Here is a 26,985-nt window from a genome sequence, read left to right on the forward strand (position 1 = left end):
CCCATGCCCTCAGACACCGTACCCAACGATCCGCTTGCCGCACTGGAGGAACGCATCGCCAGCCGCCAGGCCACCGTGGGCATCTATGGCCTGGGCTATGTGGGCCTGCCGCTGGCGCTGCGCTTTGCCGAAGCGGGCGTAAAGGCCCTGGGCTTTGATATCGACCCGCGCAAGGTGGAACTGCTCAACGCAGGGCAAAGCTACATAGAGCGGCTGACGCCCGCACGAATCCAGGCGGCCGCCGGCCAGGGCTTTGAAGCCACCGGCGACTTTGCCCGCAGCCGCGAGGTGGATGCGCTCATCATCTGCGTGCCCACGCCACTCGATGCCCACCGCGAGCCCGACCTGAGCTTCATCATCAACACCATCGAGGCCGCGCTGCCCCACATGCGCGCCGGCCAGCTCGTCAGCCTGGAAAGCACCACCTGGCCCGGCACCACCGATGAGGTACTGGCCCCGCGGCTGCGGGCACGCGGGCTGGAGCCGGGCAAGAGCTGCGCACTGGTCTTCTCGCCCGAGCGCGAAGATCCCGGCAACCCCCACTACGGCACAGAGAATATTCCCAAGGTCATCGGCGGCACCACGCCACGCTGCCTGGGGCTGGGCCTGGCGCTGTACCGCCACGCCATACAGACCATGGTACCGGTCAGCAGCACCCGGGCAGCAGAGATGACCAAGCTGCTGGAGAACATCCACCGCAGCGTCAATATCGGCCTGGTCAACGAGATGAAGATCGTGGCCGACAAAATGGGGATCAACATCCATGAGGTGATCGATGCCGCCGCGACCAAGCCCTTCGGCTTCACGCCCTATAGGCCAGGCCCAGGCCTGGGCGGGCACTGCATTCCCATCGACCCGTTCTACCTGGCCTGGAAAGCCCGCGAATTCGGCGTGAACACCCGCTTCATCGAGCTGGCCGGCGAAATCAACCACTACATGCCCCACTGGGTCGCGGGCAAGGTGGCCGACGCGCTCAACGACCGGGGACGGGCGGTCAAAGGCAGCCGCATCCTGGTGCTGGGGCTGGCCTACAAGAAGAACATCGACGACACGCGCGAGTCTCCGGCCGTCGAGATCATGGACCTGCTGCAGGCCAAGGGCGCGCACATCGACTACAGCGACCCGCATGTGCCGGTGTTCCCGCGCAAGCGCAACTACCACTTTGAGCTGCAATCGGTGCCGCTGAATGCGCAAACACTGGCAGCTTACGACTGCGTGGTGCTGGCCACCGACCATGATGGATTCGACTATGGCCTGCTGCAGGCGCATGCAAGATTGCTGGTGGATGCACGGGGACGCATGGCGCCCGGACCAGGCATCGTCGCCGCCTGAGTGCGCATGGCAGGCTCAATGCCCCGCAAACGCATGCACGATCCCGGCTCGCCGTGGCGCAAGGGCCGGGTTTCGATGCCCAGCTGACATTTGCCTGCCCGCGGGGCGGTGCGGGGCATCCGGCAGGGGAAAGCAAAAAAAGCCCCCCACGCTTGCTCACTGCGTGTAGCCGCTGCCCCCCCCAGGGGGGCGCTTTTTGCCTTGGGGCGGCCCGGCGGCAAAAAAAGACCCCCACGCTTGCTCACTGCGTGTAGCCGCTGCCCCCCAGGGGGGCGCTTTTTGCCTTGGGGCGGCCCGGCGGCAAAAAAAGACCCCCACGCTTGCTCACTGCGTGTAGCCGCTGCCCCCCAGGGGGGCGCTTTTTGCCTTGAGGCGGCCCGGCGGCAAAAAAAGCGCCCGAAGGCGCTTCCCCACTGGAGAGTGAAGGCTTTGCGCTAGGCGGGCTGGGCGTGGCGCTTCTTGAGCATATTGCCCACGACGATCACCAGGATGGCGCCCACGGCCGCGGCCACGTAGTGCAGTATCGGGTAGGACTGCAGCGTGCCCTGCAGCAGCCGGTCGCTCATGATGGTTTCGCCGGCCACCCAGCCGATCAGCGCCGCGCCCAGCGTGACGATGACGGGGAAGCGCTCCATCAGCTTGATCATCAGCGTGGAGCCGAAGATCACCAGCGGGATGCTGATGGCCAGGCCCAGGATGAGCAGCACCATGTTGCCTTGGGCCGCGGCGGCCACGGCGATCACGTTGTCCAGGCTCATCACCAGGTCGGCGATCAGGATGGTGCGGATGGCGACCATCATGCTGCTCTGGCCCTTGGAGGCGCCTTCGTCCTCCTCGTCGCCGGTAAGCAGCTGCAGGCCGATCCACAGCAGCAGGCAGCCGCCCACGATCTGCAGGAAGGGCAGCTCCATGAGCTTGGCGGCCACGACGGTGAGCACGATCCGCAGCACCACCGCCGCGCCCGAGCCGAACATGATGGCCTTCTTCTGCTGCTCGGGCGGCAGCGAGCGCGCGGCCAGGGCGATGACCACGGCGTTGTCGCCCGAAAGAATGATGTTGATCCAGATGATCTTGACCAACCCGATCCAGAAGTCGGGAGTACTCAGAAACTCCATATTTGCTCTCCGCTGTTATCAGAATACAAAGACGCCAGCATCCGAAGACCTGGCGTCTTTTTTTATGCAGATCCGCAGTGTAGCGAGGCGGCCTGCCTCGCGCATGCGTAATTCCGCGTATCTTTACTTCAGCAGCGCTTGCAGCAGGCGGCCCATCTCGGACGGGTTGCGCGTGACCTTGAAGCCGCACTCTTCCATGATGGCGAGCTTGGCATCGGCCGTGTCGGCGCCGCCGGAGATCAGCGCGCCAGCATGGCCCATGCGCTTGCCGGGAGGCGCGGTCACACCGGCGATGAAGCCGACCACGGGCTTCTTCATGTGTTCCTTGCACCAGCGGGCGGCTTCGGCCTCGTCGGGGCCGCCGATCTCGCCGATCATGATGACCGCGTCGGTTTCCGGGTCGTCGTTGAAGGCCTTCATCACGTCGATGTGCTTGAGGCCGTTGATCGGGTCGCCACCAATGCCGACCGCCGACGACTGGCCGATGCCCAGCTCGGTCAGTTGCGCCACGGCTTCATAGGTCAGCGTGCCGGAGCGGCTGACCACGCCAACGCGGCCCTTCTTGTGGATGTGGCCGGGCATGATGCCGATCTTGATCTCGTCGGGCGTGATCAGGCCGGGGCAGTTGGGGCCCAGCAGCAGGGTCTTCTTGCCGCCGGCGGCTTCCTTGGCCTTCATCTTGTTGCGCACTTCGAGCATGTCGCGCACCGGAATGCCTTCGGTGATGCAGATGGCCAGGTCCAGGTCGGCCTCGACGGCTTCCCAGATCGCGGCGGCAGCGCCTGCCGGGGGCACGTAGATCACCGAGACGGTGGCGCCGGTTTCCTTGGCTGCGTCCTTGACCGAACCGAAGATCGGGATGTCGAAGATCTTCTCGCCCGCCTTCTTGGGATTCACGCCGGCCACGAAGCAGTTCTTGCCGTTCGCGTATTCCTGGCACTTCTCGGTGTGGAACTGGCCGGTCTTGCCGGTGATGCCCTGGGTGATGACCTTGGTGTCTTTGTTGATGTAGATAGACATGTTGCTGCTCCTGGGCTTACTTGACGGCGGCGACGATCTTGGTGGCCGCTTCGGCCATGGTGTCGGCGCTGATGATGGGCAGGCCGGATTCGGCCAGCATCTTCTTGCCCAGTTCCTCGTTCGTGCCCTTCATGCGCACCACCAGCGGCACGCTCAGGTTCACGGCCTTGCAGGCGGTGATCACGCCGGTGGCGATGGTGTCGCACTTCATGATGCCGCCGAAGATGTTGACCAGGATGCCCTTGACCTTGGGGTTCTTGAGCATGATCTTGAAGGCTTCGGTGACCTTCTCGGGGGTGGCGCCGCCGCCCACATCGAGGAAGTTGGCCGGCTCGCCGCCAAACAGCTTGATGGTGTCCATGGTGGCCATGGCCAGGCCCGCGCCGTTCACCAGGCAGCCGATGTTGCCGTCCAGGCTGATGTAGGCCAGGTCGAACTTGGAGGCTTCGATTTCAGCCGGGTCTTCCTCGTCCAGGTCGCGCAGGGCCACGATCTCGGGGTGGCGGAACAGCGCGTTGGAGTCGAAGTTGAACTTGGCGTCCAGCGCAACCACGTTGCCCTTGGAATCGCGGTTGAGCGGGTTGATTTCCACCAGCGATGCATCGGTGTCCATGTAGCACTTGTAGAGCTTCTGGCAGATGTCGATGAATTGCGCGACCGAGTCCGCGGGCATGCCGATGCCCTGGGCCAGGGCTTCGCCGTTGGCCTGGGTGAAGCCCTGCAGCGGGTCGACCATCACGGTCACGATCTTCTCGGGCGTGGAGTGGGCCACTTCCTCGATGTCCATGCCGCCTTCGCTCGAGGCGATGAAGGCCACCTTCTGGGTGGCGCGGTCGGTCACGGCGGACAGGTAGTATTCCTTCTGGATGTCGGCACCGTCCTCGATGTACAGGCGGCGCACCTTCTGGCCTTCGGGGCCGGTCTGGTGGGTGACCAGCTGCATGCCCAGGATCTGGCCGGCCAGCGCCTTGACGTCGTCGATGCTCTTGGCAACCTTCACGCCGCCGCCCTTGCCACGGCCACCGGCGTGGATCTGCGCCTTGACCACCCACACCGGGCCGCCGAGCTTCTGTGCGGCTTCTACCGCCTCTTGCACAGTGAACGCGGGAATGCCACGCGGCACGGGCACACCGAACTGACGCAAGATTTCCTTGCCTTGGTATTCATGAATTTTCATGATTTCTCTCTCAAACGATGGGGAAAACCTGGCGGGGCCATGGCTGCGAAAACCTGCAGCACACAGGGCGCAGTGGCCTGGCAGTGCGCGAATTTACCATGTTGCACCGCGCCAACGCCGGCGGCTGCCGCATCGCCGGCCCGCCAGCACCTGCCGCCTTGCAAGGACATTTACGTAATTACTATCTTATTGATAGCTATATGCACTGATCTTCATTAAGAATGAGGCCCATTCCATACAGGAATATGGCAATCACGGCGGCCTGCGCCTACTGCAGTCCCGGCCATGCGAATGCCCCACTAAACCACGAAGCCATGCAGGGACTTTGGCAGCATCGCAACAGCGATCCGTGGCAGCGCGATACGGCGGTAACGCATTTGCCGCACAATAAGCGTTTACTTCGGCAACAGGTTGTCCCCCAGGAGCGTAGCAATGGCAAAAGTGTTCATCGACGGCGAAGCAGGCACCACCGGTTTGCAGATCCGCGACCGCCTGGTCGATCTGCCCGGCGTGGAGCTGGTGAGCATCGCGCCCGAGCTGCGCAAGGACCCGGCCGCCAAGCGCGCGCTGATCGCCGGGGTCGACCTGGTCATCCTCTGCCTGCACGACGACGCGGCCCGCGAAACCGCTGCGCTGGTCGACTCCATCGAGCAGGAAACCGGCCGCGGCATCAAGATCATCGACGCCTCGACCGCGCACCGCACGGCCGACGGCTGGGTCTACGGCTTTCCTGAGCTGGGCGCCGGCCAGGCCGATGCGGTCAAGAGCGCCCGCCGCGTCTCCAACCCCGGCTGCTACGCCACCGGCGCGATCGCCATCCTGCGCCCGCTGGTGGATGCCGGGGTGCTCGCGGCCGATGCGGCGGTGTCGCTGCCCTCGGTATCGGGCTATACCGGCGGCGGCCGCAGCATGATAGAGGCGTACGAGGCCGGCACTGCCGCGCCCTACGAGGCCTATGCGCTCACACTCACGCACAAGCACATTCCCGAGATCCTGAAGTACACGGGCCTCAGCCGCCGCCCGGTGTTCATCCCGGCCGTGGGCAACTTCGCGCAGGGCATGCTGGTGCAGCTGCCGCTGCACCTCGAGCTGCTGCCCGGCGCGCCCACCGCCGGCGCGCTGCACGAGCTCTACGCGCAGCACTACCGCAAGACCAACCTGCCCGAGCAATGGGTGAAGGTGCTGCCGCCCACCGACGACGGCAAGCTCGCCGCCGACACGCTGGCCAACACCAACAACCTGGAGATCCGCGTCTTCGCCAACGAGCAATACCGCCAGGCGGTGGTGATCGCCCGCCTGGACAATCTGGGCAAGGGCGCCAGCGGCGCCGCGGTGCAGAACCTGAAGCTGATGCTGGGGCTTTGAGCAGCGCCCTGCATCTGCCCGGAAGCGGCCTGCTGGCCGATTTTTATTGATAGCATTTAGTGCCCGTCATACAATGATTTCAGATAGTTTTATATTTGAAAACGTTTAAAACAAAGCGCTTACAGCTCCTATTTTTGATAACCCTGCCGCCATGACCGCCGCCGACCGCACCCCCGACGCGATGCGCCGCGCCACCGCCATCGGCCTGGTGGCGGTGCTGTGCTGGAGCAGCACCGTGGGTTTGATGCGCTCGGTCTCCGAATCGCTGGGCGCGCTCGGCGGCGCGGCCGTGCTCTTCAGCGTGAGCGCCACCCTGGTGCTGCTGGTGCGCGGCCTGCCGCCGATGCAGCGGCTGCGCCAGGCCTCGCGCATCTACCTGCTGGGCTGCGGGCTGCTGTTCGCGCTGTACGAGATCTGCCTGTCGGTGGCCATCGGCCTGGCGCACGACCGCCAGCAGACCATGGAGCTGGGCATGATCAACTACCTCTGGCCCAGCCTGACCATCGTGCTGGCCGTGCTGTGCCGCCAGCAGCACGCCCGCTGGTGGCTGTGGCCCGGCGTGCTGCTATGCCTGTGGGGACTGTCGCTGGTGCTGGGCGGCGACGCCGCTCCCGTGGCCGCCGATGTGGCCGCCCACATGGCGGGCAACCCGCTGGCCTATGCGCTGGCCGCAGGCGCGGCGCTGATGTGGCCGGCCTATTCGGTGCTGGCGCGCATGCATGGCGGCGGCCTCAACGCCGTGGGCCTGTTCCTGCTGCTCACGGCCGCGCTGCTGTGGCTGCAATGGCTGGCGCTGGCGCCGCCGCCCATGCGCTGGAGCTGGGGCGTGGCCGCCCAGGTGCTGGCCGTGGGCGCCAGCACCGCGCTGGCCTATGCGTGCTGGGAGCATGGCATCCAGCACGGCCACCTGGCGGTGCTGGCGGCGGGCTCGTACTTCACGCCGGTGCTGTCGGCGCTGTGGGCCAGCCTGTGGCTGGCGGTGCGCCCGGGCTGGAGCTTCTGGCAGGGCGTGGCGCTGGTCACGCTGGGCTCGCTGGTGTGCTGGTGGGCCACGCGGCGCCAGTGACGCAGGCCGCCGTGTAGGAGAGATCCGGACAGCCTGCGCGGCGGCAAATTGAGCTGGCGCCGCCAAGACCTGCCATGGCGGATGGGCATGGGCCGCCGTGCCTGCGCCGCGGCCGGCGCCTGCGCTACAGTCGCAGCACGCTGCGGCATCCGCCGGCCGGCCGACCAACGACCAATGGAGACAAGAACATGGATTACACCCGCCCCAACCACATCCCCACGCCCGAGGAAGAGGCCGCCGAGGAGCAGACCGAGTACCTGATGCTCAAATGGTTTGCCGTGGTGGCGGTGATCATCGTCGTGGCCACCTCGCTGATGTTCGGCGCCAAGATCTCGGGCGCGGCCTGAGGCCGCGTCACGCCATGGTGCCGCCGTCGAAGCTGCTGTAACCCATCAGCCCCGAAATCCGGGCCGCGATGCTGCTGACGATGGCCTTGACCTCTTCCTGCGGCGGACTGGCCTGCTCGTCGATCCGCTCGATGTAGGGCACGTTGAGCGCCGCGATCACCTGCCCCGCGCTGCCCATGACCGGATAGGCCACATTGGTGACGCCGCGGATCTGGCGGCTGGCCATGACCGCATGGCCGCGCTCGCGCACCTGGCGCAGGATCTCGAACAGCTCGCCCGGGTCCAGCGCCAGCTCGCCATCGACCTTGATGTGCGCCGCCAGCATGCGGGCGCGCTCCACCTCGTCGCGAAAGGCCAGCAGCACATGGCCGGACGAGGTATCGGTCAGCCCCATCATGACCCCGACCTTGAGCCCGAAGGACCAGCGCTCGGGGCTGTCCACCTGGGCGATCACCACCACGCGGCCGCCCTGGTACATGGCCAGGTGGCAGGACTGGCGCGCGCGGTGCGCCAGCTCGCGCAAGAGCGGCAGCGCCACCGCGACCAGCGAGCGCAGCGGGCGCTGGCGGTGCGCCAGCTCGAACAGCTTCAGCGACAGGCTGTAGCGGTCGTTGACATCCACCATCACATAGCCGCGGCGCTCCAGCGTCACCGCCATGCGGAAGATCTCGCTCACGCTGCGCCCCAGCTTCTGGGCGATCTCGTTGAGGGTATGGCCGTCGAGCGAGTCGGACAGCACCTCCAGGATGTCCAGGCCCTTGTCCAGCGCCGGCGCGCTGTAGCGCGGGCTGCCGCGCTCGGCGCCCGGGTCTTCGTCTGCGGAGTCTTTGGCGGGTGTAGTCATGCAGGGGGCGATGATACCCGCGCGCCTACATCACCGCGCCGATCTGCCACGGCACGAATTCGCTTTGGCCGTAGCCGTGGCGCTCGCTCTTGCTCTGCCGGCCCGAGGCCGTGGCCAGCACCAGCTCGAAAATGCGCCGGCCCATCTCCTCGATCGAGGCCGTGCCGTCGACGATCTCGCCGCAGTTGATGTCCATGTCCTCCTGCTGGCGCTGCCACAGCGCGCTGTTGGTGGCCAGCTTGAGCGACGGCGAGGGCGCGCAGCCATAGGCGCTGCCGCGCCCGGTGGTAAAGCAGATCAGGTTGGCGCCGCCCGCCACCTGGCCGGTGGCGCTGACCGGATCGTAGCCCGGCGTGTCCATGAAGACGAAGCCATGCGCGGCCACCGGCTCGGCGTACTCGTAGACCGCCTCCAGGTTGGTGGTGCCGCCCTTGGCCACCGCGCCCAGCGATTTTTCGAGAATCGTGGTCAGGCCGCCGGCCTTGTTGCCGGGCGAGGGGTTGTTGTTCATCTCGCCGTCGTGGATAGCGGTGTAGTGCTCCCACCAGTGGATGCGGTCCACCAGCTTCTGGCCCACGGCGCGCGAGACCGCGCGGCGCGTGAGCAGATGCTCCGCGCCGTAGACCTCCGAGGTCTCGCTCAGGATAGCGGTGCCGCCGTGCGCCACCAGCAGGTCGACCGCCGCGCCCAGCGCCGGGTTGGCGCTGATGCCGCTGTAGCCGTCCGAGCCGCCGCACTGCAGGCCGATGGTCAGGTGCGCCGCGCTGCAGGGCTCGCGCCGCACCGCGTTGGCGCGCGGCAGCATCTCGTTGATCAGGGCGATGCCCTTGTCCACGGTCTTCTGCGTGCCGCCCGCGTCCTGGATGTTGAAGACGCGCAGGTTCTCGCCCTCCGCCAGCTGCCCGGTGGCCAGCCAGGCATTGATCTGGTTGGCCTCGCAGCCCAGGCCCACCACCAGCACGCCGGCGAAGTTGGCATGCGTGGCATAGCCGGTGAGCGTGCGCGACAGGATGTCCATGCCCAGCCCTTCGGCGGCCATGCCGCAGCCCGTGCCATGCGTGAGCGCGACCACGCCATCGACATTCGGGTACGCGGCCAGCGCGGCCGGGTTGGTGCGGCGCGAGAAATGCTCGGCGATGGCGCGCGCCGCGGTGGCCGAGCAATTCACGCTGGTCAGTATGCCGATGTAGTTGCGCGTGGCCACGCGGCCGTCGGCGCGGCGCAGCCCCATGAACACGGCCTCGCGCCGGGCAGGCGCGGGCTTCAGGTCCGCGCCAAAGGCATAGTCGCGCGCGAAGTCGCCCTTGTCGGGGCCCATGTCCAGGTTGTGCACATGCACGTGCTCGCCGGCTGCGATGGGCTGGCTGGCGAAGCCGATGATCTGGTTGTAGCGCCGCACCGGCTCGCCCGCGGCAATGGCGCGCACGGCAATCTTGTGGCCCGGCGGGATCAGGCCCCGGCTGGTGACGGATTCGATGGGCGTGCCGCCGACGAGCTGGCTGCGGGCGATGACCACGTCATCGGCGGGGTGGAGTCGGATGAAAGGAGTCATGGTGGGAAAGTCTTTGCTCGGTTCTTGACGATCAGGGGGCTGAATTTCCGGCGCGCGCGCAGCATGTCGTGGTCCCAGGCAATGCCCAGCCCGGGAGCGGACGGTGCCAGTGCATGGCCATCCTCGATGCGCAGCCGGCTCGCGGCCACCTCGTCGAGCTGCGGGATGAACTCGACCCAGCGCGCATTCGGCACGGCCGCGCACAGGCTCACATGCAGCTCCATCAGAAAGTGCGGGCAGATGGCGATGTTGTGCGCCTCGGCCAGATGCGCGATCTTCAGCCACGGCGTGATGCCGCCGACCCGCGCCACGTCGGCCTGCACGATGGAGCAGGCATCGCGCCTGAGGTATTCGGCGAACTGCGCCAGGTGGTACATGGACTCGCCCACCGCAATGGGCAGCGTGGTGCTGGCCAGCAGCTGGGCATGGCCCTGCACTTGCTCGGCGGGCATGGGCTCTTCGAACCACGCGAGGTCGAAGGCCTCGTACTGGCGCGCCCGCCGGATCGCCTCAGACAGCGTGAAGCCCTGGTTCGCGTCCACCATCAGCTCGAAGCCGCTGCCCACCGCCTCGCGCACCGCCGCCAGCCGGCGGACATCCTCGGCCACATGCGGCTTGCCGACCTTGAGCTTGGCACCCAGAAAACCCTCGGACTGCGCCTGCAAGGTCTGCTCCACCAGCTGCGCCGGCTCCAGGTGCAGCCAGCCGCCCTCGGTGGTGTAGACCGGCACGCGCGGCTGCGCGCCGCCGGCCAGCTGCCACAGCGGCAGCCCTGCCACCACGGCATTGCGGTCCCACAGGGCGGTGTCGATGGCGGCCAGCGCCAGGCTGGTGATCGCGCCCACGGCCGTGGCATGCGTGTGAAAGAACAGGTCGCGCCAGATGGACTCGAGCTGCTGCGGATCGCGGCCTATCAGGCGCGGCGCCAGATGGTCGTGCAGCAGCGCCACGACGGACGAGCCGCCGGTGCCGATGGTATAGCTGTAGCCCACGCCTGTGGAGCCGTCGTCGCAGCGCAGCGTGACCATGACGGTCTCCTGCGTCACGAAGGACTGGATGGCGTCCGTGCGGCGGACCTTGGGCGCGAGGTCGACTTGCGACAGCTCGACTTGCTCGATGCGGCTCATGGCGGCGGCCCGTTTCCGTGGTCTTCAGTTGGCGTTGGCCAGCACATCGGGTGGCAGATCCGCGCCATGGAACTTGCGGTAGATGGCGTTGAGCTCGCCGGACTTGAGCCGCGCCTTGATCACCTCGTCCAGCCTGGCCTTGAGCCGCGGCTCGTTCTTGCGCAGGCCCACCGCCAGCATGTTCACCTTCATGGTGAACTTGGGCTCCATCTGCTTGGCCGGATTGCGCTCGTTGATGGCCTTGAGCAGCGGCGGCGCCGTGGCGAAGATCTCGGCCTGGCCACTCACCACCGCGGTGATCGAGGTGGCGTCGTCGTCGAAACGGGTGATCTGCGTGCCGGCAGGCGCGATCTTGGTCAGCTCCTGGTCGTTGGTCGTGCCCCGCGTGGAGATGACTTTCTTGCCCGCCAGATCGGCCGGCCCGGCGATCTTCATGCCCTTGGGCGCGCCGACCACCGCCAGGATGGCCGCATAGGGAATGGAGAAATCGACCACCTTCTCGCGCTCGGGGGTGACCGAGAGGCTGGAGACCACGATGTCGGCCTTGTCGGTCTGCAGGAAGGGGATGCGGTTGGCGCCGGTGGTGGGCACGATCTCCAGCGCCAGCCCCAGGTCCTTGGCCAGCAGCTGGGCGGTCTCCACGTCGGAGCCGGTGGACTGGAGCTTGTCGTCCTTCATGCCATAGGGCGGCACGGCCAGGTCGATGGCCACGCGCAGCTTCTTCGCGGCCAGGATGCTGTCGAGCTGGTCCGCGTGGGCCGCGCCCGCGCACAGCGCTGCCGCGCCCAGCAGCACAGCGCCAAGCCGGCGGGGAATGAAAGAGGTATGCATGTCTCGCTCCTTGTTCAGGTGGGTGGTGGTTGTGGTATCGGCTTCAAAGCCCGCTGCCGACGAACTGGCACAGCTCGGGCGTGGCTGGTGCCTGCAGGATGCCCGGGCCGCCCTGCTCCCAGACCTGGCCCTGATGCATGAAGATGACCTGGTGGGCCACGTTGCGCGCAAAGGCCATCTCGTGCGTGACCAGAATCATGGTCATGCCTTCGGCGGCCAGCTTTTCCATGACCTTGAGCACCTCGCCGGTCAGCTCCGGGTCCAGCGCCGAGGTCACCTCGTCAAACAGCATCACCTTCGGCTGCATGGCCAGCGAGCGGGCAATCGCCACGCGCTGCTGCTGGCCGCCCGAGAGCTGTTCGGGATAGGCATCGGCCTTGTCCGCCAGGCCCACGCGGGCCAGCACTTGCAGCGCCAGCGCGCGCGCCTCGCCGGCCGGCATGCGCTTGACCGAGGTCGGCCCCAGCGTAATGTTCTGCAGCACCGTCAGGTGCGGGAACAGGTTGTAGCTCTGGAACACGATGCCCACATCGCGCCGCAGCGCACGCAGATCGAGCTGCGGGTCGTGCACCGCATGGCGGCAGACCTGGATCGTGCCCTCGTCCACCCGCTCCAGCCGGTTGATGCAGCGCAGCGCCGTGCTCTTGCCCGAGCCGCTCTTGCCGATGATGGCCACCACCTGCCCTTTGGGAACGGAGAAAGACACCCCGCGCAGCACGTGCAGCGCACCGAAGCGCTTGTGCACCGATTGCAGCTGGACGACGGGGTCAACGGCGGCTTGCATGGAGTTTCCTTTCGAGCGCCAGGCTCCAGCGCGACAGCGGGTAGCACAGGGCGAAATACAGCAGCGCGGCGCTGCCGAAGTAGACGAAGGGCTGGAAGGTGGAGTTGTTCAGCACCTTGGCGTTGTAGGAAAGCTCGGCAAAGCCGATCACCAGCGAAGCCACCGAGGTGTTCTTGACGATCTGCACCGCAAAGCCCACGGTGGGCGGCGTGGCGATGCGCAGCGCCTGCGGCAGCACCACCTGGCGCATGCGCTGCCAGCGCGTCAGGCCCAGGCATTCGGCCGCCTCCCACTGGCTCTTGTGCACCGACTGGATACAGCCGCGCCAGATCTCGCCGAGAAAGGCGCTGGCATAGATGGACATGGCGACAGCCGCGGCCAGCAGCGCCGGCACCGAGCCCAAGCCCGCGATGCTGGGGCCATAGAAGCACAGCCCCATCAGCACCAGCAGCGGCGTGCCCTGGATGAGCTGGATCCAGGCGGCCGCGGCCATCCGCAGCGGCCGGGCCGGCGAAATGCGCGCCATGGCCAATGCCAGCCCCGCCAGCCCGCCGGCCACGAAGGTCAGCGCGGACAGCAGCAGCGTGCCCCAGGCACCCTGCAGCAGAAACGACAACTGTTCTTGCGACATGCGGCCAGCCCCTTCACAACGGCGTGCCGAGCTTGCGCCGGCGCGTGAACACCATCTGCCCCAGCAGCCAGAAGCCGGCACGCATCAGGTAGGACAGTGCCAGGTACACCACCCACAGCACCAGGAACACCTCGAAGTTGCGGAAAGTGTCGGACTGGATGCGGTTGGCCACGCCCAGCAGCTCCTCCGCCCCCACCGAGGACATGATGCTGGAGGCCAGCATCAGCAGCACGAACTGGCTGGTCAGCGCCGGCCACACGCGCTCCACCGCCGGGCGCAGCACCACATGCCACAGCACCTGCGCCCGCGACAGCCCCAGGCACTCGGCCGCCTCGATCTGGCCGCCATGGATGGACTCGATGCCCGCGCGGATGATCTCGCAGGTGTAGGCGCCGATGTTGATCACCAGCGCCAGCACCGCGCCCGCCATGATCGGCATGGTGACGCCCACCGACGACAGCCCGAAGATCAGGAAGTAGCTCTGGATCAGCAGCGGCGTGTTGCGGATGGCCTCCACATAGGCGCCCACCAGGCGGCGCAGCCAGCCAAGGCGGCTGCCGCGCCCCACGGCGCACAGCGCCCCCAGCACGAAGCCCAGCACCGTGGCCAGGAAGGACAGCTGCACCGTGGTCCAGGCGCCATCCAGCAACAGCGGCCATTGCGCCAGCACCGCTGCGAAATCGAATTGGTATTTCATGAAAACAGCCTGTCTCCATTGCGTAGCATGCGCTGGCCGCTACGATTTTTATTCTGTTCTCGATGATGCGGCGCCCGCCATGGGCGCCGCCCCCGGCGGCCCGGCCGCTCGGGGCTTGGCCTAGGCCAGCTCGCGCGACCAGGCGCGCGTGGCCTGCTGCTGCTCGCCCAGGCCCTGGATGCCCACGCGCATGGTGTCGCCGGCCTTCAGGTACAGCGGCGGCTTCTGGCCCAGGCCCACGCCGGGCGGAGTGCCGGTGCTGATGATGTCGCCCGGCAGCAGCGACATGAACTCGCTGATGTAGCTCACCAGCTTCGCCACCGCGAAGATCATGGTGCGGGTGCTGCCGTCCTGGAAGCGCTTGCCGTTCACATCGAGCCACAGGCCGAGGTTCTGCGGATCGGCCACCTCGTCCTTCGTGACCATCCACGGGCCGATGGGCGAGAAGGTGTCGCAGCCCTTGCCCTTGTCCCACTGGCCGCCGCGCTCAAGCTGGTATTCGCGCTCGGACACATCGTTGACGATGGTGTAGCCGGCCACGTAGTCCAGCGCCTCGGCTTCGGTGACGTACGAGGCCTTCTTGCCGATCACCACGCCCAACTCCACCTCCCAGTCGGTCTTGACCGAGCCGCGCGGGATCACCACCGTGTCGTCGGGCCCGATGATGGACGAGCTGGGCTTGAGGAACAGGATGGGCTCGGCCGGTATCGGCGCGCCGGTCTCGGCCGCGTGGTCGGCATAGTTCAGGCCCACGCAGATGATCTTGCCCACGCCCGCGACCGGCGGGCCATGGCGCACCGGGCCGCTGACCGCGGGCAGGCCGGCGGCATCGATGGCGGCGAGCTTTTGCAGCGACGCGGGCGACAGCGCGGCGCCGTCGATGTCCGCCACCTGGGCCGACAGGTCGCGCAGCTGGCCCTGGGCGTCGATCAGGCCCGGTTTTTCCTGGCCGGGCTGGCCGTAACGTACCAATTTCATGTTCAATCTCCTGGAGCAATCGGGTGAATCAGGCTGGCGGCCTCAGTTGGACCAGCCGCCGTCGATCATATGGATGGTGCCGGTGGTGAACGACGATTCGTCGCTGGCCAGGTAGACCACCAGCGCCGCCACTTCCTCGGCGCGGCCCACGCGGCCGATCGGCTGGCGCGCGACGAAGGCGGCGCGCACCGCAGCCTCGTCGGCGCCAGCCTGCTCGGCCTGGGCGCGGATGCGGCCCTGCAGCGAAGGCGACTCCACGGTGCCGGGGCAGATAGCGTTGCAGCGTATGCCCTGCTGCACGAAGTCGGCCGCCACGGCCTTGGACAGGCCGATCACCGCCGCCTTGGATGCGCCGTAGACGAAGCGGTTGGGCACGCCCTTCACGCTCGACGCGGCCGACGCCATGTTGATGATGGAGGCGCCGCCGCTGCCCGGGCCGCCCGCCAGCATGGACGGCAGGTAGGCGCGGATGGTGCGGTACATGGCCTTGGCATTCAGGTCGAAGCTGAAGTCCCAGTCCTTTTCCTCGCAGTCGAGGATGCTGCCATGGTGCACGAAGCCAGCGCAGTTGAACAGCACGTCCACCTTGCCGGTGCGCTCGGCAAAGGCCTGCACCGCAGCGCCGTCCAGCACATTCAGGCGGGCCGTCTTCAAGCCGGCCAGCCCCTCTGCCTGCGCCGCGGCGGCCAGCTCCGCCAGCGCCTGCTCATCCACATCCGTGGCCCATACCGTGGCGCCCTCGCGCGCCAATGCCAAGGCACTGGCACGGCCAATCCCCTTGCCCGCGGCGGTGACCAGGGCCAGCTTGCCTTCTACACGCTTCATTGCTGCTCCTTTGGCATCTGCGATTCATCACACATGAAAATTACTTTTTTAAGTGAAATCATATTTCATCCAGATCACGACTCTACTCACGCAAAAAATCGTGCAAATCAGTGATTTCCCTTATATTTATCAGCCACATACATGCATACAAGGGTAAATACTGTTATTTCTATGAGTGAAAAATGATTTCATATAAAAAATAAACCAACTGCGCAACATTGCGACCTGCATCGCCGCACCATGTGGCAAATCACAGGCTCGGTACGCGCTGCATGCATTCCATCCATCGGAGACTGTTATGAAAATCAAACGCACCATTGAAAATATACCGGGCGGCCTGATGCTGGTGCCTCTGCTGCTGGGTGCGGTACTGCACACCTTCTGGCCGGGCACCGGCAAGTACTTCGGCTCGTTCACCAACGGGCTGATCACCGGCGTGGTGCCCATCCTGGCGGTCTGGCTGTTCTGCCTGGGCGCATCGATCCATATCCGCGCCACCGGCACGGTGCTGCGCAAGTCGGGCTCGCTGATCGGCGCCAAGATCGGCATGGCCTGGCTGGTGGCCTTCCTGCTGTCGCGCTGGCTGCCGGTGGAGGGGATCCAGGCCGGCTTTTTCACCGGCCTGTCGGTGCTGGCCGTGGTGGCGGCCATGGACATGACCAATGCCGGCCTCTATGCATCGCTGATGGAGGAATACGGCAGCAAGGAAGAGGCCGGCGCCTCGGTGCTGATCGGCATGGAGTCCGGCCCGCTGGTGACCATGCTCATCCTGGGCTCCACCGGGCTGGCCGCATTCGAGCCGCACCTGCTCGTCGGCGTGCTCATCCCCTTCCTGCTCGGCTTCGTGCTCGGCAACCTCGACGAGGAGCTGCGCGAATTCTTCGGCAAGGCCACGCGCATCCTGATTCCGTTCTTCGCGTTTTCGCTGGGCAATACCATCGACCTGGGGGTGATCGTGAACACCGGCCTGCTGGGCGTACTGCTGGCCGTCGCGGTGATGGCCGTCTCGGGCCTGGCGCTGATCGTGGCCGACATCGTGCTGGGCGGCGGCCGCGGCACGGCCGGCATCGCGGCCTCCAGCACGGCGGGCGCCGCGGTCGCCACGCCCCATCTGGTGGCCCAGGCCGCGCCGCAGTTCGCCCCCGCCGCCCCGGCCGCCACCGCGCTGGTCGCGGCCTGCGTGGTGGTGACCGCCATACTCACCCCCATCGTGACCACGCTATGGGCATCGCGCATGGCGCCCGCCCTGGGGCGCGGCGCCCGCATGCCCGGGTAATCGCCGGCGACTACCCTGCGCCCGCATCACTGCGCTGCGGAAATTGCATCAAGCCCGGCACCAGGGAATGGAACAATCCCAGGTGTCGGACGCCACCTGGGCGTCCCCGTCCCTCTGGAATGCTCCAACCATGGCATACGCCGCTTCGCTCCTGCTCATCGCCGGCATCTACCTGGCCGTGCTCGCCAGCCCGGGCCCCAACTTTTTCATGCTGAGCCAGATGGCCATGGAAGGCCGCCGCCTGCAAGCGCGCCATGTGGTTCTGGGGCTGGTGACGGGATCGATTTTCTGGGTCACGGTGGCACTGGCCGGGCTGTCCACGCTGCTGGGGCAGCACCCCTGGCTAACCGCCGGCGTGCGCATGCTCGGGGCGGCCTATCTGGTGTGGTACGGCATGCAGCTGCTGCGCTCGGCGATGGCGCCACGCCCCGTCGCCGCGAGCACCCCCGACAGCGGCGGCCGGCACGTATCGCCGCTGGCGGCCTACCGCATGGGCTTGTTGACGGGCATGACCAATCCCAAGGGCGCCGCATTCTGGACCAGCGCTTTTGCCGCCGTCTTTCCGGTGGCCGCGCCAGCCTGGTTTTATGCGGCAACCATCGTGCTGGTCGCGCTGCTGTCCCTGGGCTGGCATTGGGGCATCACCGCCGTGTTTGGCACCCAGGCTCTGCGGGCTGGCTACCTTCGCGTGCAACGCGGCGTCAACGCCCTGGCGGGCACGGCCTTGATTGCGCTGGGCATCCAGCGCTGCCTGGCCCGTTGACGCCTCACTTCACCATCAGAAACGATGGCGTATGCCGGCGCCTATGCTGCCTGCCGCATCGTGGCCCGAGAGCCGGTCGCTGAGGTAGACGGCATACAGGTCGGTGCGCCGGGACAGCTGATGGTCGTAGCCCACGGCCCAATCGGTGCGGCGGCTGCCCGCAGCACCCGCGATGTCGCGCCTGGTATGCGCCACCGAGGCCATCAGCTTGCCTGCCGCGCCCACCGGTATGCCCACGCCCAGCTGCGCGGTGTCGGCCCGCATGTCCAGGTCCGGCGTGCGCGCCCGCTGCCACTGGCCATAGAGCTTGGCGACCCCCAGGTCGTAGGAGGCCGCCGCGAGCACCGCCGTCTGGCGGGTGATGGCGGTGCCGTCCAGGCCCGGCCCATACTGCACGCTTTGCACTGCCAGGGCAGCCGCGAACGGCCCCTTCGCGTAGTTGACGGCCAGGCTTTTGTTGCCGTGGCCGCCGTGGCCCGCCTGCTCGCCGAAACCATAGGAAACATCGGCGCGCAGCCCGCCGACGGTGGGCGTGGTGTATTGCAAGGTGTTGTTCCACACACTGTCGCCCAGCACCGCGCGGTCGTATGACGCCTGCCAGGTCTGGAGCATGACGGGAGAGAACTGCAGCGAGCCGCCGAACGGATCGAACTGGCCGCTGGCCACGAACAGCCGGTTGGTCTGGCGCCCGGCGGATACCTGGCCGAAGCCGCCCGCCAGCCCCACCCAGGCATTGCGCGACAGGAAGGGGTCGGTGCTGTTGCGGCCGTTCGATCCGGTATCGGTCTGGAAGAAGCTTTCCAGCACGAATACCGCCTTGAGGCCGCCACCCAGGTCTTCGCTGCCGCGCAGGCCCCAGTACGAGGTGGTCATGCCGTTGCTGTTCACGGCCGTGGTGCGCGCCGGCTGGTCGCTGCGCCGCATCGAGCCGGCATAGGCATCCACCAGGCCGTAGAGCTGCACGCTGCTGCCAGCGGTGGCCTGGGCCTGCGCGGGGCCCGCAGTCGCGCAGCCGGCCATGATGGCGAGGGCGGCTGCGTATGCGCGGCGGGGTGGTGCAGTGAGAGAGATTCGCATGGACATATGCGCCTCTTCACTGCTTGGGGATGCCGGCGCGCTGGATCACGGCGCCCCAGCGCTTGATCTCGCTGTCCAGCAGCGCCGCCTGCTGCTCGGGCGTGCTGCCGCGCGCCTCCACACCCAGGCTTTGCAGGCGCTGCCTCACGTCGGGCGCGGCCAGCGCGGCATTGGCGGCCTGGCTGAGCCGGGCGATGATGGCCGGCGGGGTTCTGGCCGGCGCGGCCAGGGCATTCCACGAGGCAACACCAAAGCCCTTGGCGGCCGGATCGCTCTCGGCCACCGTGGGCACCTGCGCCAGCCCGGGCGCGCGCTTGTCGCCCATCACCGCCAGCGCGCGCAGCACTTTGCCGCTGACCTGCGCCATCACCGGCGCGAGAATTTCCACCGCCGCATCCACCTGCTTGCCGCGCAGCGCATTGAGCACCGCAGGCGAGCCGTTGAAGGGCACGATCTGCACGTCGATGCCCAGCGTGGTCTTGAGCAGCTCGGCCGCCAGGTGCTGGGTGCTGCCGATGTTGATGGTGCCGATGTTGAGCTTGCCAGGCCGCGCCTTGGCCTGCGCGACCAGGTCCTGCAGCGAGCGGATGGGGCTCTCCTGCGCCACCAGCACCGCCAGGTCGAAATAGCCCAGCATGGAGATCGGCGCGAAATCCTTGGCCGCGTTGTAGGAAAGCGACTTGAACAGTCCCTCGGCCACCGCATTGGCGTTGGACATGAGCAGCAGCGTGAGCCCGTCGGGCGCGGCCCGGGCCACCTGCTCGGCCGCCACCACGCCGCCCGCGCCGGGCTTGTTGTCGACGATGATGGACTGGCCGCCCATCAGCTCGGTCATTTTCTGCGCCACCATGCGCACGGTGAGATCGGCCACGCCACCGGGGCCGAACGGCACCACGATGCGGATGGGCTTGGAGGAAAGTGCCTGCTGCGCGCCCGCGGCCAGCGGCATGGTTCCCAGCGCCAGCAGGGCGCCGGCGAACTGTCGTCTTTGCATGTGAAGTCTCCTGTGGAGCCCACACTGTGGCTGCAATCGGCGGCGGCCGGCACTGCCGCAGGCATCTAGCAGCTATGCCGCTGCGGCATGGAGGCGCTACGCATCCTCGTCGCCGGCCCCGCCCAGCACCTTGCGCACCACGTCGCCGCCAAAGCCGCGCCCGAACAGAAAGCGCATCTGCCGCGCCCGCTCCTGCGGCGTGGCCGGCGGCACATCGAAGCGGCGGCGCCAGACCTCGCGGGCGCGCTGCAGCTCGGTGGCGCGCAGCTGCTCGAGCGCATCGCCTATGAGCTGGGCATCCAGCCCCTTGCTGCGCATCTGCTGCGCGACGCGGGCCGCGCCGTAGCGCTGCGCCTTGCTGTGCACGATGGACTCGGCCACGCGCCGCGGGTTGATGAAGTCGCGCGCCTCAAGCTCGTCGAGCAGGGCCGGCAGGTCCTCGCCCTCCTGCACATGCGGCGCCAGCTTGGCCTGCAGCTCGCTGCGCGAGTGCTCGCGCAGCGCCAGCAGGCGCAGCGCGCGGCCCTTGAGCGAGAGCCTGGCAAACGACATGCGCGGGCCTTACTTGGACTTTTCCTTCTCTTGCGGGTCGGGAATGACGCCGTCGGTGGGCATCAGGGCAATGCCCAGGCTGTCGCGCACCTTGTTCTCGATCTCCACCGCCAGGTCGCGGTTCTCGCGCAGGAATTCGCGCGCATTGTCGCGGCCCTGGCCGATCTTCTCGCCGCCATAGGCGTACCAGGCGCCGCTTTTTTCGATGATGCGCGCATTCACGCCCATGTCGATGATCTCGCCCTCGCGCGAGATGCCCTCGCCGAAGAGAATGTCGAACTCGGCGGTCTTGAACGGCGGCGAGACCTTGTTCTTCACCACCTTGACCTTGGTTTCGTTGCCGATGGCCTCGTCGCCCTTCTTGATGGTGCCGGTGCGGCGGATGTCCAGGCGCACCGAGGCGTAGAACTTGAGCGCATTGCCGCCGGTGGTGGTTTCGGGCGAGCCGAACATCACGCCGATCTTCATGCGGATCTGGTTGATGAAGATGACCATGCAGTTGGTCTTCTTGATGGTGGCGGTGAGCTTGCGCAGCGCCTGGCTCATCAATCGGGCCTGCAGGCCGGGCAGCTGGTCGCCCATCTCGCCCTCGATTTCGGCCTTGGGCGTGAGCGCGGCCACCGAGTCCACCACGATCAGGTCCACGGCGCCCGAGCGCACCAGGCTGTCGACGATCTCCAGCGCCTGCTCGCCGGTGTCGGGCTGGCTGATCAGCACCTCGCCAAGGTTCACACCCAGCTTCTGGGCGTAGCCGGTGTCGAGCGCGTGCTCGGCGTCGATGAAGGCGCAGGTGCCGCCCTGCTTTTGCATTTCGGCGATGACCTGCAGCGTCAGCGTGGTCTTGCCCGAGGATTCGGGGCCGTAGATCTCGATCACGCGGCCACGGGGCAGGCCGCCCACGCCGAGCGCGATGTCGAGGCCCAGCGAGCCGGTGGACACGACCTGGATGTCCTGGATGGCTTCGCCTTCACCCAGGCGCATGATCGTGCCCTTGCCGAACTGCTTTTCGATCTGGGCCAGCGCGGCCTGCAAGGCCTTGGCCTTTTCGCTGTTGTCGGTGGATTTATCGGCGGATTTGGCGTTCTTGGTGACGGCGTCCATGGAAGCACTCCTTGTAGGCTGAGACTTGAGAGGGTTTGCATGCCACCTGAATGGATAACCAGGCTGGATGCTTGAACAGTAGTTTATGCGACCCATACTTTTCCAGGAACCCTGTTTTTAGTCAGTTTAGCTGACTAAAATCAGCTCCATGCAAGCATTGCAAGCCACCGCGCCGGCCTCGGATGCCTGGCGCCAGACCCACCTGGGCCGATTGCTCGGCCATGCGATGCGCCGCTTCGACGCGCGGGTGCTGCAGCTGATGGCGCACGATATCGATGTGCCGCTGGCGCTGTCGAACCTGGCGGCGCGCGACCAGGTGAGCGCCGCGCACATCCACATCACGCGGCATTTATCGCTGGCCGGCGACCGGCTGAGCGCGCTGGCCGCCCGCGCGGGGATGAGCAAGCAGGCCATGGCCAGCCTGGTCGAGCAGTGCGAGGCCTGGGGCCTGGTGACCAAGGAGCCCGATCCGCACGATGCGCGGGCGCGGCGGGTGCGCTTTACCAAGACCGGGCTGCTGTGGCTCAAGGCCTTCGAGCTGGCGGTGGCACAGGCCGAGGCCGAATTCCGCGCCGAGGTGGGCGGGGACGTGGCGGCGGTGGTGGCCCTGGGGCTGGAGGCCTATGCGGGCGGCGCGCCCGGCTTTTGAACCGTTCAGGATGGTGGCGGCACCGCGTGCAGCAGCACCGGCGCCTCGCCGTCGGCATTGACGGTTTCGAGCTGCACGCCAAAGCCCCACAGGCGCGCGGTGTGCTTGAGCACTTCCAGCGCATCGTCGGCCAGCGGGCGCCCCTGGTACTGGGTGTGGCGCAGCGTGAGGCAGCGGTCGCCGCGCAGGTTCACGTTCCAGACCTGGATGTTGGGCTCGCGCACGCCCAGGTCGTACTGCTGCGACAGGGTCTGGCGCAGGCTGCGGTAGCCGTCCTCGTCGTGGATGGCGCTGACCAGCAGCTCGCGCTCGCGCGCATCGTCGTGGATGGCGAACAGCCGCATGTCGCGCATCAGCTTGGGGCTGAGGTACTGGCCGACGAAGCTCTCGTCCTTGAAGTTCTGCATGGCATGGTGCAGCGCCGGCAGCCAGGGTGTGCCGGCCATGTCGGGAAACCAGCGCCGATCCTCCTCGGTAGGCTGCTGGCAGATGCGCCGGATGTCGCGGTACATGGCAAAGCCCAGCGCATAGGGGTTGATGCCGCTGTAGGCGCGGTGCCCGGCCGGCGGCTGGTAGATGACATTGGTGTGCGAGGACAGCCACTCGATCATCACCCCGTCGGTGAGCCAGCCTTCGTCGTATAGCGTGTTGAGCAGGGTGTAGTGCCAGAACGTGGCCCAGCCTTCGTTCATCACCTGGGTCTGGCGCTGCGGGTAGAAGTACTGGGCGATCTTGCGCACGATGCGCACGATCTCGCGCTGCCAGGGCTCCAGCAGCGGGGCGTTCTTCTCGATGAAGTACAGCAGGTTTTCCTCGGGTTCCTTGGGAAAGCGCTCGCTCTCCGGCACCGCGCTGTCCTTGCCCGGGCGCGCCGGCAGGGTGCGCCACAGCTCGTTGACCTGCTGCTGGGCATAGGCTTCGCGCTGCTCGCGCTCGGCGCGCTCGCGCGCCAGGGTCTTCTTGGACGGGCGGCGGTAGCGGTCCACGCCCAGGTTGGCCAGCGCATGGCAGGAGTCCAGCCATTGCTCCACCGTCTCGATGCCGTGCCGCTCCTCGCACTGGGCAATGAAGTCGCGGGCATAGACCAGGTAGTCGATGATGCTGCCCGCATCGGTCCACATGCCGAACAGGTAGTTGCCCTTGAAGAAGCTGTTGTGCCCGTAGGCCGCATGGGCGATCACCAGCGCCTGCATGGCGGTGGTGTTTTCCTCCATCAGGTAGCTGATGCAGGGGTTGGAGTTGATCACGATCTCGTAGGCCAGGCCCATGTGGCCGCGGCGGTAGCGCCGCTCGGTCGCGAGGTATTCCTTGCCGTAGCTCCAGTGGCGGTAGCCCACGGGCATGCCCACGCTGGCGTAGGCATCCATCATTTGCTCGGCCGAGATCACTTCGAGCTGGTTGGGGTAGGTGTCCAGGCCATAGCGCTCGGCCGTGGCGGCAATCGCGCCGTGGTAGCGCTCTATCAGCTCGAAGGTCCAGTCGCTGGGGTCGGGCAGCGGGCGCGTCGGGCGCTTGCCGGCCGGCAGCGGATCGGGCGGCACGCCGCGCGGCGCGCGCTCGCCGGCGAAGGGCGGCTTCTTGTGGTGCCCGCCCGCGCGGCGCGCCAGCACGGGGTATTGGGAGGGATTCATACCGATACGCCCTCTTTCTTGAACAGGTCGCGGAACACGGGATAGATGTCGCCCGGCCCAGACACCTTGCGCATGGCGAAGTGCGGGAACAGCGGCACCAGCTGGCTGTACTCCTGCCACAGGCTTTGCTCGTCCTGCACCACCTGCACATAGGCGAAGTAGCGCACCAGCGGCAATATCCGGTCGGCCAGCAGGTTGCGGCAATTGCCGCCGTCGTCGCCGAAGTTGTCGCCATCGCTGGCCTGGGCCACGTAGATGTTCCAGTCGGCCACCGGGTAGCGCGCGCGGATGATCTGCTCGAGCAGCACCAGCGCGCTGCTGACCACGGTGCCGCCGCTCTCCTGGGAGTGGAAGAATTCGTCCTCGCCGACCTCGGCGGCCTGGGTGTGGTGGCGGATGAAGACGATGTCGATCTTCTCGTAGTGCCGCGTGAGGAACAGGTACAGCAGGATGAAGAAGCGCTTGGCCAGGTCCTTGCGCTCCTGGTCCATGGAGCCGGAGACATCCATCACGCAGAACATCACCGCCTGGCTGCTGGGCTCGGGCACCTTGGTGCGGCTGCGAAAGCGCAGGTCCAGCGGATCGAGGAAGGCGACCTTGCCCATGCGCGCCTGTAGCGCCTCTATGCGCTGGCGCAGCTCGGCCACGGCTTGGCTGCTGCCGTCTTCGCCCTTTTGCAGCAGGGCCGCGAGTTCGGCCTCCAGGGCGGCGAGCTCGCGGTGCGGCGCCTTGGTCAGCGCGATGCGCCGGCCCAGGGCGCCGCGCATGGTGCGCAGCACCGCCAGGTTGTGCGGCGTGCCGTCGTGGCTGTAGCCGGCGCGGCGCGTCTTGTACTGCAGCGTGCTGGCGATGTGGGTGCGCAGCAGCCGCGGCAGGGCCAGGTCCTCGAAGAAGAGTTCCATGAACTCTTCCTTGGACAGGGTGAAGCTGAAATCGTCCTCGCCCTCGCCGCTGTCGCTGGCCTGGGAGCCTCCGCCCGCGCCGCCCTGCGGCCGGGCGATGCGGTCGCCGCGCACATGCTCGCTGTTGCCCGGGTGCACGGTGTCGCGCACGCCGCCGGAGCCGTGGTGGAACACCGGCTCGCGGATGTCCTTGCGCGGGATGGTGATGTTCTCGGCCTCCTCGATGTGGCGGATGTCGCGCTGGTTCACGGCGCGGCGCACCGCCTCGGCGATTTGCTCCTTGTAGCGGCGCACGAAGCGCTCGCGGTTGCCCACCGACTTGTTCTTGCCGGCGAGCCTGCGGTCGATGATTTGCAATGCCATCTGTGCCCCCCATGCATGGCGCGGCGCGCCCGATGCCGGCGCGCCGCGCCAACTGCCTCAGCTGCTCTTGCGCACGCGCAGGTACCACTCGCACAGCAGGCGCACCTGCTTAGGCGTGTAGCCCTTGGCTTCCATGCGGGTGACGAAGTCCTCGTGCTTGCGCGCGTCCTCGGCGCTGGCCTTGGCATTGAAGCTGATCACGGGCAGCAGCTCCTCGGTGTTGGAGAACATCTTCTTCTCGATCACCAGGCGCAGTTTCTCGTAGCTGGTCCAGCTTGGGTTCTTGCCCTGGTTGTTGGCGCGCGCGCGCAGCACGAAGTTGACGATCTCGTTGCGGAAGTCCTTGGCATTGGCGATGCCGGCGGGCTTCTCGACCTTCTCCAGCTCGGCATTGAGCGCATTGCGGTCGAACACCTCGCCGGTGTCGGTGTCGCGGTACTCGCTGTCCTGGATCCAGTAGTCGGCGTAGGTGACGTAGCGGTCGAAGATGTTCTGGCCGTATTCGCTGTAGCTTTCCAGGTAGGCGGTCTGGATCTCCTTGCCGATGAACTCGGCATAGTGCGGCGACAGGTATTCCTTGATGTAGCTGGTGTACTTGGTCTCGAGCTCGGCCGGGAACTGCTCGCGCTCGATCTGCTGCTCCAGCACGTACATCAGGTGCACCGGGTTGGCCGCCACCTCGGTGCTGTCGTAGTTGAAGACCTTGGACAGGATCTTGAACGCGAAGCGCGTGGAGATGCCCGACATGCCTTCGTCCACCCCCGCATAGTCGCGGTACTCCTGGTAGCTCTTGGCGCGCGGATCGGTGTCCTTGAGGCTTTCGCCGTCATAGACCTGCATCTTGCTGAAGATGCTGGAGTTCTCGGGCTCTTTCAGGCGCGTGAGCACCGCGAACTGGGCCATCATCTTGAGCGTGCCGGGCGCGCACACCGCGCTGGCCAGCGAGGATTCGCGGATCAGCTTCTCGTAGATCCGCACCTCCTCCGACACGCGCAGGCAGTACGGCACCTTGACGATGTAGATGCGGTCCAGGAAGGCCTCGTTGTTCTTGTTGTTGCGAAAGGCCTTCCACTCGCTTTCGTTGCTGTGCGCCAACACCAGGCCATCGAAAGGTATCGCGCCAAAGCCCTCGGTGCCCTTGTAGTTGCCCTCCTGCGTGGCGGTGAGCAGCGGGTGCAGCACCTTGATCGGCGCCTTGAACATCTCGACGAACTCCAGCAGGCCCTGGTTGGCCAGGCACAGGCCGCCCGAGTAGCTGTAGGCGTCGGTGTCGTCCTGGGCGAAGTTCTCCAGCTTGCGGATGTCCACCTTGCCCACCAGGCTGGAGATGTCCTGGTTGTTCTCGTCACCCGGCTCGGTCTTGGCGATGCCCACTTGCTTGAGGATGCTGGGGTAGCGCTTGACGACGCGGAACTGGCGGATGTCGCCGCCCAGCTCCTCCAGGCGCTTGACGGCCCAGGGCGAGAGCACGCGGCTCAGGCAGCGGCGCGGAATGCCGAACTGCTCCTCCAGGATCGGCCCGTCTTCCACCGGGTCGAACAGGCCCAGCGGCGACTCGTTGACGGGCGAGCCCTTGAGCGCGTAGAACGGCACCTTCTGCATCAGGTACTTCAGGCGCTCGGCGATCGAGCTCTTGCCGCCGCCCACCGGCCCCAGCAGGTAGAGGATCTGCTTGCGCTCCTCCAGCCCCTGGGCCGCATGGCGAAAGAAGCTCACCACCTGCTCGATGGCGTCTTCCATGCCGTAGAACTCGGCGAAGGCGGGGTAGCGGCGGATGACCTTGTTGGCGAACAGCCGCGACAGGCGCGGATCGTTGCGCGTATCCACCATCTCGGGCTCGCCTATGGCCGCCAGCATGCGCCGGGCGGCGCTTTCGTAGACCATGGGATCGCTCTGGCACAGGGCGAGATATTCGTCGAGCGACATCTCTTCTTCGCGCAGGCGAACGTAGCGGGCAGCGGAGTTGCTGATGACATCCATACGACC

26 protein-coding genes are annotated in these 26,985 nt (G+C 66.8%); 7 read left to right on the forward strand and 19 right to left on the reverse strand.

Going from position 1 to position 26,985, the window contains the following annotated elements:
• Positions 1-3: 3 nt before the first annotated feature.
• Entirely contained in the window at positions 4-1,332 is a 1,329-nt protein-coding gene (locus ACODRX_RS07265; RefSeq protein ID WP_488870573.1) for a nucleotide sugar dehydrogenase, read from the forward strand.
• Positions 1,333-1,766: 434 nt separating this feature from the next.
• On the opposite strand, the gene ACODRX_RS07270 is transcribed toward ACODRX_RS07265, so the two are convergent.
• The 3 genes from ACODRX_RS07270 to sucC all read right to left on the reverse strand — a co-directional run bounded on the left by ACODRX_RS07270 (position 1,767) and on the right by sucC (position 4,644).
• A complete protein-coding gene (locus ACODRX_RS07270) occupies positions 1,767-2,447 on the reverse strand; it encodes a TerC family protein (RefSeq protein WP_488870574.1) in 681 nt (226 codons plus the stop codon).
• A gap of 123 nt (positions 2,448-2,570) precedes the next feature.
• Positions 2,571-3,467, reverse strand: a complete 897-nt coding sequence (sucD, locus tag ACODRX_RS07275) for a succinate--CoA ligase subunit alpha (RefSeq protein ID WP_488870575.1) — start codon at positions 3,465-3,467, stop codon at positions 2,571-2,573.
• Positions 3,468-3,483: 16 nt separating this feature from the next.
• Entirely contained in the window at positions 3,484-4,644 is a 1,161-nt protein-coding gene (sucC, locus tag ACODRX_RS07280; protein WP_488870576.1) for an ADP-forming succinate--CoA ligase subunit beta, read from the reverse strand.
• Positions 4,645-5,076: 432 nt separating this feature from the next.
• On the opposite strand from sucC, the gene argC reads away from it, so the two are divergent.
• From argC to ACODRX_RS07295, 3 genes are all read left to right on the forward strand, one after another.
• Positions 5,077-6,009: an N-acetyl-gamma-glutamyl-phosphate reductase gene (gene argC / locus ACODRX_RS07285; protein ID WP_488870577.1), complete on the forward strand. Its 933-nt coding sequence runs from the start codon at positions 5,077-5,079 to the stop codon at positions 6,007-6,009.
• A 151-nt stretch (positions 6,010-6,160) separates the two neighbouring features.
• Entirely contained in the window at positions 6,161-7,075 is a 915-nt protein-coding gene (gene yddG, locus ACODRX_RS07290; protein WP_488870578.1) for an aromatic amino acid DMT transporter YddG, read from the forward strand.
• 188 nt (positions 7,076-7,263) lie between these two features.
• A complete protein-coding gene (locus ACODRX_RS07295) occupies positions 7,264-7,422 on the forward strand; it encodes a hypothetical protein (protein WP_488870579.1) in 159 nt (52 codons plus the stop codon).
• Positions 7,423-7,429: 7 nt separating this feature from the next.
• Here ACODRX_RS07295 and ACODRX_RS07300 read toward each other — a convergent pair whose 3' ends face one another.
• The 9 genes from ACODRX_RS07300 to ACODRX_RS07340 all read right to left on the reverse strand — a co-directional run bounded on the left by ACODRX_RS07300 (position 7,430) and on the right by ACODRX_RS07340 (position 15,691).
• Positions 7,430-8,266: an IclR family transcriptional regulator gene (locus tag ACODRX_RS07300; RefSeq protein WP_488870581.1), complete on the reverse strand. Its 837-nt coding sequence runs from the start codon at positions 8,264-8,266 to the stop codon at positions 7,430-7,432.
• 25 nt (positions 8,267-8,291) lie between these two features.
• The gene (locus ACODRX_RS07305; protein ID WP_488870582.1) at positions 8,292-9,818 is read right to left on the reverse strand and encodes a UxaA family hydrolase; all 1,527 of its coding nucleotides are present in this window, start codon (positions 9,816-9,818) and stop codon (positions 8,292-8,294) included.
• A complete protein-coding gene (locus ACODRX_RS07310) occupies positions 9,815-10,945 on the reverse strand; it encodes a mandelate racemase/muconate lactonizing enzyme family protein (RefSeq protein WP_488870583.1) in 1,131 nt (376 codons plus the stop codon). Before ACODRX_RS07310 ends, ACODRX_RS07305 begins: the two co-directional genes overlap by 4 nt.
• Before the next feature lie 24 nt (positions 10,946-10,969).
• Positions 10,970-11,776, reverse strand: a complete 807-nt coding sequence (locus tag ACODRX_RS07315) for a transporter substrate-binding domain-containing protein (RefSeq protein WP_488870584.1) — start codon at positions 11,774-11,776, stop codon at positions 10,970-10,972.
• Between the two features lie 43 nt (positions 11,777-11,819).
• Positions 11,820-12,560, reverse strand: a complete 741-nt coding sequence (locus ACODRX_RS07320) for an amino acid ABC transporter ATP-binding protein (RefSeq protein WP_488870585.1) — start codon at positions 12,558-12,560, stop codon at positions 11,820-11,822.
• On the reverse strand, positions 12,544-13,191 hold the full coding sequence (locus ACODRX_RS07325; protein ID WP_488870587.1) for an amino acid ABC transporter permease: 648 nt from the start codon (positions 13,189-13,191) through the stop codon (positions 12,544-12,546). Before ACODRX_RS07325 ends, ACODRX_RS07320 begins: the two co-directional genes overlap by 17 nt.
• 13 nt (positions 13,192-13,204) lie before the next feature.
• A complete protein-coding gene (locus tag ACODRX_RS07330; protein WP_488870589.1) occupies positions 13,205-13,888 on the reverse strand; it encodes an amino acid ABC transporter permease in 684 nt (227 codons plus the stop codon).
• Between the two features lie 120 nt (positions 13,889-14,008).
• Complete coding sequence (locus ACODRX_RS07335) at positions 14,009-14,866, reverse strand: fumarylacetoacetate hydrolase family protein (RefSeq protein ID WP_488870590.1); 858 nt, start codon at positions 14,864-14,866, stop codon at positions 14,009-14,011.
• Positions 14,867-14,908: 42 nt separating this feature from the next.
• Entirely contained in the window at positions 14,909-15,691 is a 783-nt protein-coding gene (locus ACODRX_RS07340; RefSeq protein ID WP_488870591.1) for an SDR family oxidoreductase, read from the reverse strand.
• 298 nt (positions 15,692-15,989) lie between these two features.
• Here ACODRX_RS07340 and kdgT point away from each other — a divergent pair, with 298 nt between their 5' ends.
• Entirely contained in the window at positions 15,990-16,967 is a 978-nt protein-coding gene (gene kdgT, locus ACODRX_RS07345) for a 2-keto-3-deoxygluconate transporter (RefSeq protein WP_488870592.1), read from the forward strand.
• Positions 16,968-17,097: 130 nt separating this feature from the next.
• Entirely contained in the window at positions 17,098-17,730 is a 633-nt protein-coding gene (locus ACODRX_RS07350) for a LysE family translocator (protein WP_488870593.1), read from the forward strand.
• A gap of 15 nt (positions 17,731-17,745) precedes the next feature.
• On the opposite strand, the gene ACODRX_RS07355 is transcribed toward ACODRX_RS07350, so the two are convergent.
• The 4 genes from ACODRX_RS07355 to recA form a co-directional block, all read right to left on the reverse strand.
• Positions 17,746-18,807: a porin gene (locus ACODRX_RS07355; RefSeq protein ID WP_488870594.1), complete on the reverse strand. Its 1,062-nt coding sequence runs from the start codon at positions 18,805-18,807 to the stop codon at positions 17,746-17,748.
• A 16-nt stretch (positions 18,808-18,823) separates the two neighbouring features.
• Positions 18,824-19,801: a Bug family tripartite tricarboxylate transporter substrate binding protein gene (locus ACODRX_RS07360; protein WP_488870596.1), complete on the reverse strand. Its 978-nt coding sequence runs from the start codon at positions 19,799-19,801 to the stop codon at positions 18,824-18,826.
• A 96-nt stretch (positions 19,802-19,897) separates the two neighbouring features.
• Entirely contained in the window at positions 19,898-20,353 is a 456-nt protein-coding gene (gene recX / locus ACODRX_RS07365; protein WP_488870597.1) for a recombination regulator RecX, read from the reverse strand.
• A 9-nt stretch (positions 20,354-20,362) separates the two neighbouring features.
• Entirely contained in the window at positions 20,363-21,454 is a 1,092-nt protein-coding gene (gene recA / locus ACODRX_RS07370; protein ID WP_488870598.1) for a recombinase RecA, read from the reverse strand.
• Between the two features lie 148 nt (positions 21,455-21,602).
• Between recA and ACODRX_RS07375 the strand changes: the two genes are divergently transcribed.
• Positions 21,603-22,103: a MarR family winged helix-turn-helix transcriptional regulator gene (locus tag ACODRX_RS07375; protein ID WP_488870599.1), complete on the forward strand. Its 501-nt coding sequence runs from the start codon at positions 21,603-21,605 to the stop codon at positions 22,101-22,103.
• Positions 22,104-22,108: 5 nt separating this feature from the next.
• Here the strand turns inward: ACODRX_RS07375 and ACODRX_RS07380 are convergent, their stop codons facing one another.
• The 3 genes from ACODRX_RS07380 to ACODRX_RS07390 are packed head-to-tail and all read right to left on the reverse strand — an operon-like array spanning position 22,109 to position 26,979.
• Positions 22,109-23,734, reverse strand: a complete 1,626-nt coding sequence (locus ACODRX_RS07380; RefSeq protein WP_488870601.1) for a SpoVR family protein — start codon at positions 23,732-23,734, stop codon at positions 22,109-22,111.
• Entirely contained in the window at positions 23,731-24,999 is a 1,269-nt protein-coding gene (locus ACODRX_RS07385; RefSeq protein WP_488870603.1) for a YeaH/YhbH family protein, read from the reverse strand. Before ACODRX_RS07385 ends, ACODRX_RS07380 begins: the two co-directional genes overlap by 4 nt.
• 57 nt (positions 25,000-25,056) lie before the next feature.
• Positions 25,057-26,979 carry a PrkA family serine protein kinase gene (locus ACODRX_RS07390; protein ID WP_488870605.1) on the reverse strand — a complete coding sequence of 641 codons (1,923 nt, stop codon included), beginning with the start codon at positions 26,977-26,979 and terminating at the stop codon, positions 25,057-25,059.
• Positions 26,980-26,985: the final 6 nt, after the last annotated feature.

Source organism: Comamonas sp. FG99 (assembly GCF_057808605.1).

Bases quoted from the DNA above. Each gene is read 5' to 3' on its own strand.
- ACODRX_RS07265 (WP_488870573.1), top strand. From the start codon at position 4: ATGCCCTCAGACACCGTACCCAACGATCCGCTTGCCGCACTGGAGGAA.
- ACODRX_RS07270 (WP_488870574.1), bottom strand. From the start codon at position 2,447: ATGGAGTTTCTGAGTACTCCCGACTTCTGGATCGGGTTGGTCAAGATC.
- sucD (WP_488870575.1), bottom strand. From the start codon at position 3,467: ATGTCTATCTACATCAACAAAGACACCAAGGTCATCACCCAGGGCATC.
- sucC (WP_488870576.1), bottom strand. From the start codon at position 4,644: ATGAAAATTCATGAATACCAAGGCAAGGAAATCTTGCGTCAGTTCGGT.
- argC (WP_488870577.1), top strand. From the start codon at position 5,077: ATGGCAAAAGTGTTCATCGACGGCGAAGCAGGCACCACCGGTTTGCAG.
- yddG (WP_488870578.1), top strand. From the start codon at position 6,161: ATGACCGCCGCCGACCGCACCCCCGACGCGATGCGCCGCGCCACCGCC.
- ACODRX_RS07295 (WP_488870579.1), top strand. From the start codon at position 7,264: ATGGATTACACCCGCCCCAACCACATCCCCACGCCCGAGGAAGAGGCC.
- ACODRX_RS07300 (WP_488870581.1), bottom strand. From the start codon at position 8,266: ATGACTACACCCGCCAAAGACTCCGCAGACGAAGACCCGGGCGCCGAG.
- ACODRX_RS07305 (WP_488870582.1), bottom strand. From the start codon at position 9,818: ATGACTCCTTTCATCCGACTCCACCCCGCCGATGACGTGGTCATCGCC.
- ACODRX_RS07310 (WP_488870583.1), bottom strand. From the start codon at position 10,945: ATGAGCCGCATCGAGCAAGTCGAGCTGTCGCAAGTCGACCTCGCGCCC.
- ACODRX_RS07315 (WP_488870584.1), bottom strand. From the start codon at position 11,776: ATGCATACCTCTTTCATTCCCCGCCGGCTTGGCGCTGTGCTGCTGGGC.
- ACODRX_RS07320 (WP_488870585.1), bottom strand. From the start codon at position 12,560: ATGCAAGCCGCCGTTGACCCCGTCGTCCAGCTGCAATCGGTGCACAAG.
- ACODRX_RS07325 (WP_488870587.1), bottom strand. From the start codon at position 13,191: ATGTCGCAAGAACAGTTGTCGTTTCTGCTGCAGGGTGCCTGGGGCACG.
- ACODRX_RS07330 (WP_488870589.1), bottom strand. From the start codon at position 13,888: ATGAAATACCAATTCGATTTCGCAGCGGTGCTGGCGCAATGGCCGCTG.
- ACODRX_RS07335 (WP_488870590.1), bottom strand. From the start codon at position 14,866: ATGAAATTGGTACGTTACGGCCAGCCCGGCCAGGAAAAACCGGGCCTG.
- ACODRX_RS07340 (WP_488870591.1), bottom strand. From the start codon at position 15,691: ATGAAGCGTGTAGAAGGCAAGCTGGCCCTGGTCACCGCCGCGGGCAAG.
- kdgT (WP_488870592.1), top strand. From the start codon at position 15,990: ATGAAAATCAAACGCACCATTGAAAATATACCGGGCGGCCTGATGCTG.
- ACODRX_RS07350 (WP_488870593.1), top strand. From the start codon at position 17,098: ATGGCATACGCCGCTTCGCTCCTGCTCATCGCCGGCATCTACCTGGCC.
- ACODRX_RS07355 (WP_488870594.1), bottom strand. From the start codon at position 18,807: ATGCGAATCTCTCTCACTGCACCACCCCGCCGCGCATACGCAGCCGCC.
- ACODRX_RS07360 (WP_488870596.1), bottom strand. From the start codon at position 19,801: ATGCAAAGACGACAGTTCGCCGGCGCCCTGCTGGCGCTGGGAACCATG.
- recX (WP_488870597.1), bottom strand. From the start codon at position 20,353: ATGTCGTTTGCCAGGCTCTCGCTCAAGGGCCGCGCGCTGCGCCTGCTG.
- recA (WP_488870598.1), bottom strand. From the start codon at position 21,454: ATGGACGCCGTCACCAAGAACGCCAAATCCGCCGATAAATCCACCGAC.
- ACODRX_RS07375 (WP_488870599.1), top strand. From the start codon at position 21,603: ATGCAAGCATTGCAAGCCACCGCGCCGGCCTCGGATGCCTGGCGCCAG.
- ACODRX_RS07380 (WP_488870601.1), bottom strand. From the start codon at position 23,734: ATGAATCCCTCCCAATACCCCGTGCTGGCGCGCCGCGCGGGCGGGCAC.
- ACODRX_RS07385 (WP_488870603.1), bottom strand. From the start codon at position 24,999: ATGGCATTGCAAATCATCGACCGCAGGCTCGCCGGCAAGAACAAGTCG.
- ACODRX_RS07390 (WP_488870605.1), bottom strand. From the start codon at position 26,979: ATGGATGTCATCAGCAACTCCGCTGCCCGCTACGTTCGCCTGCGCGAA.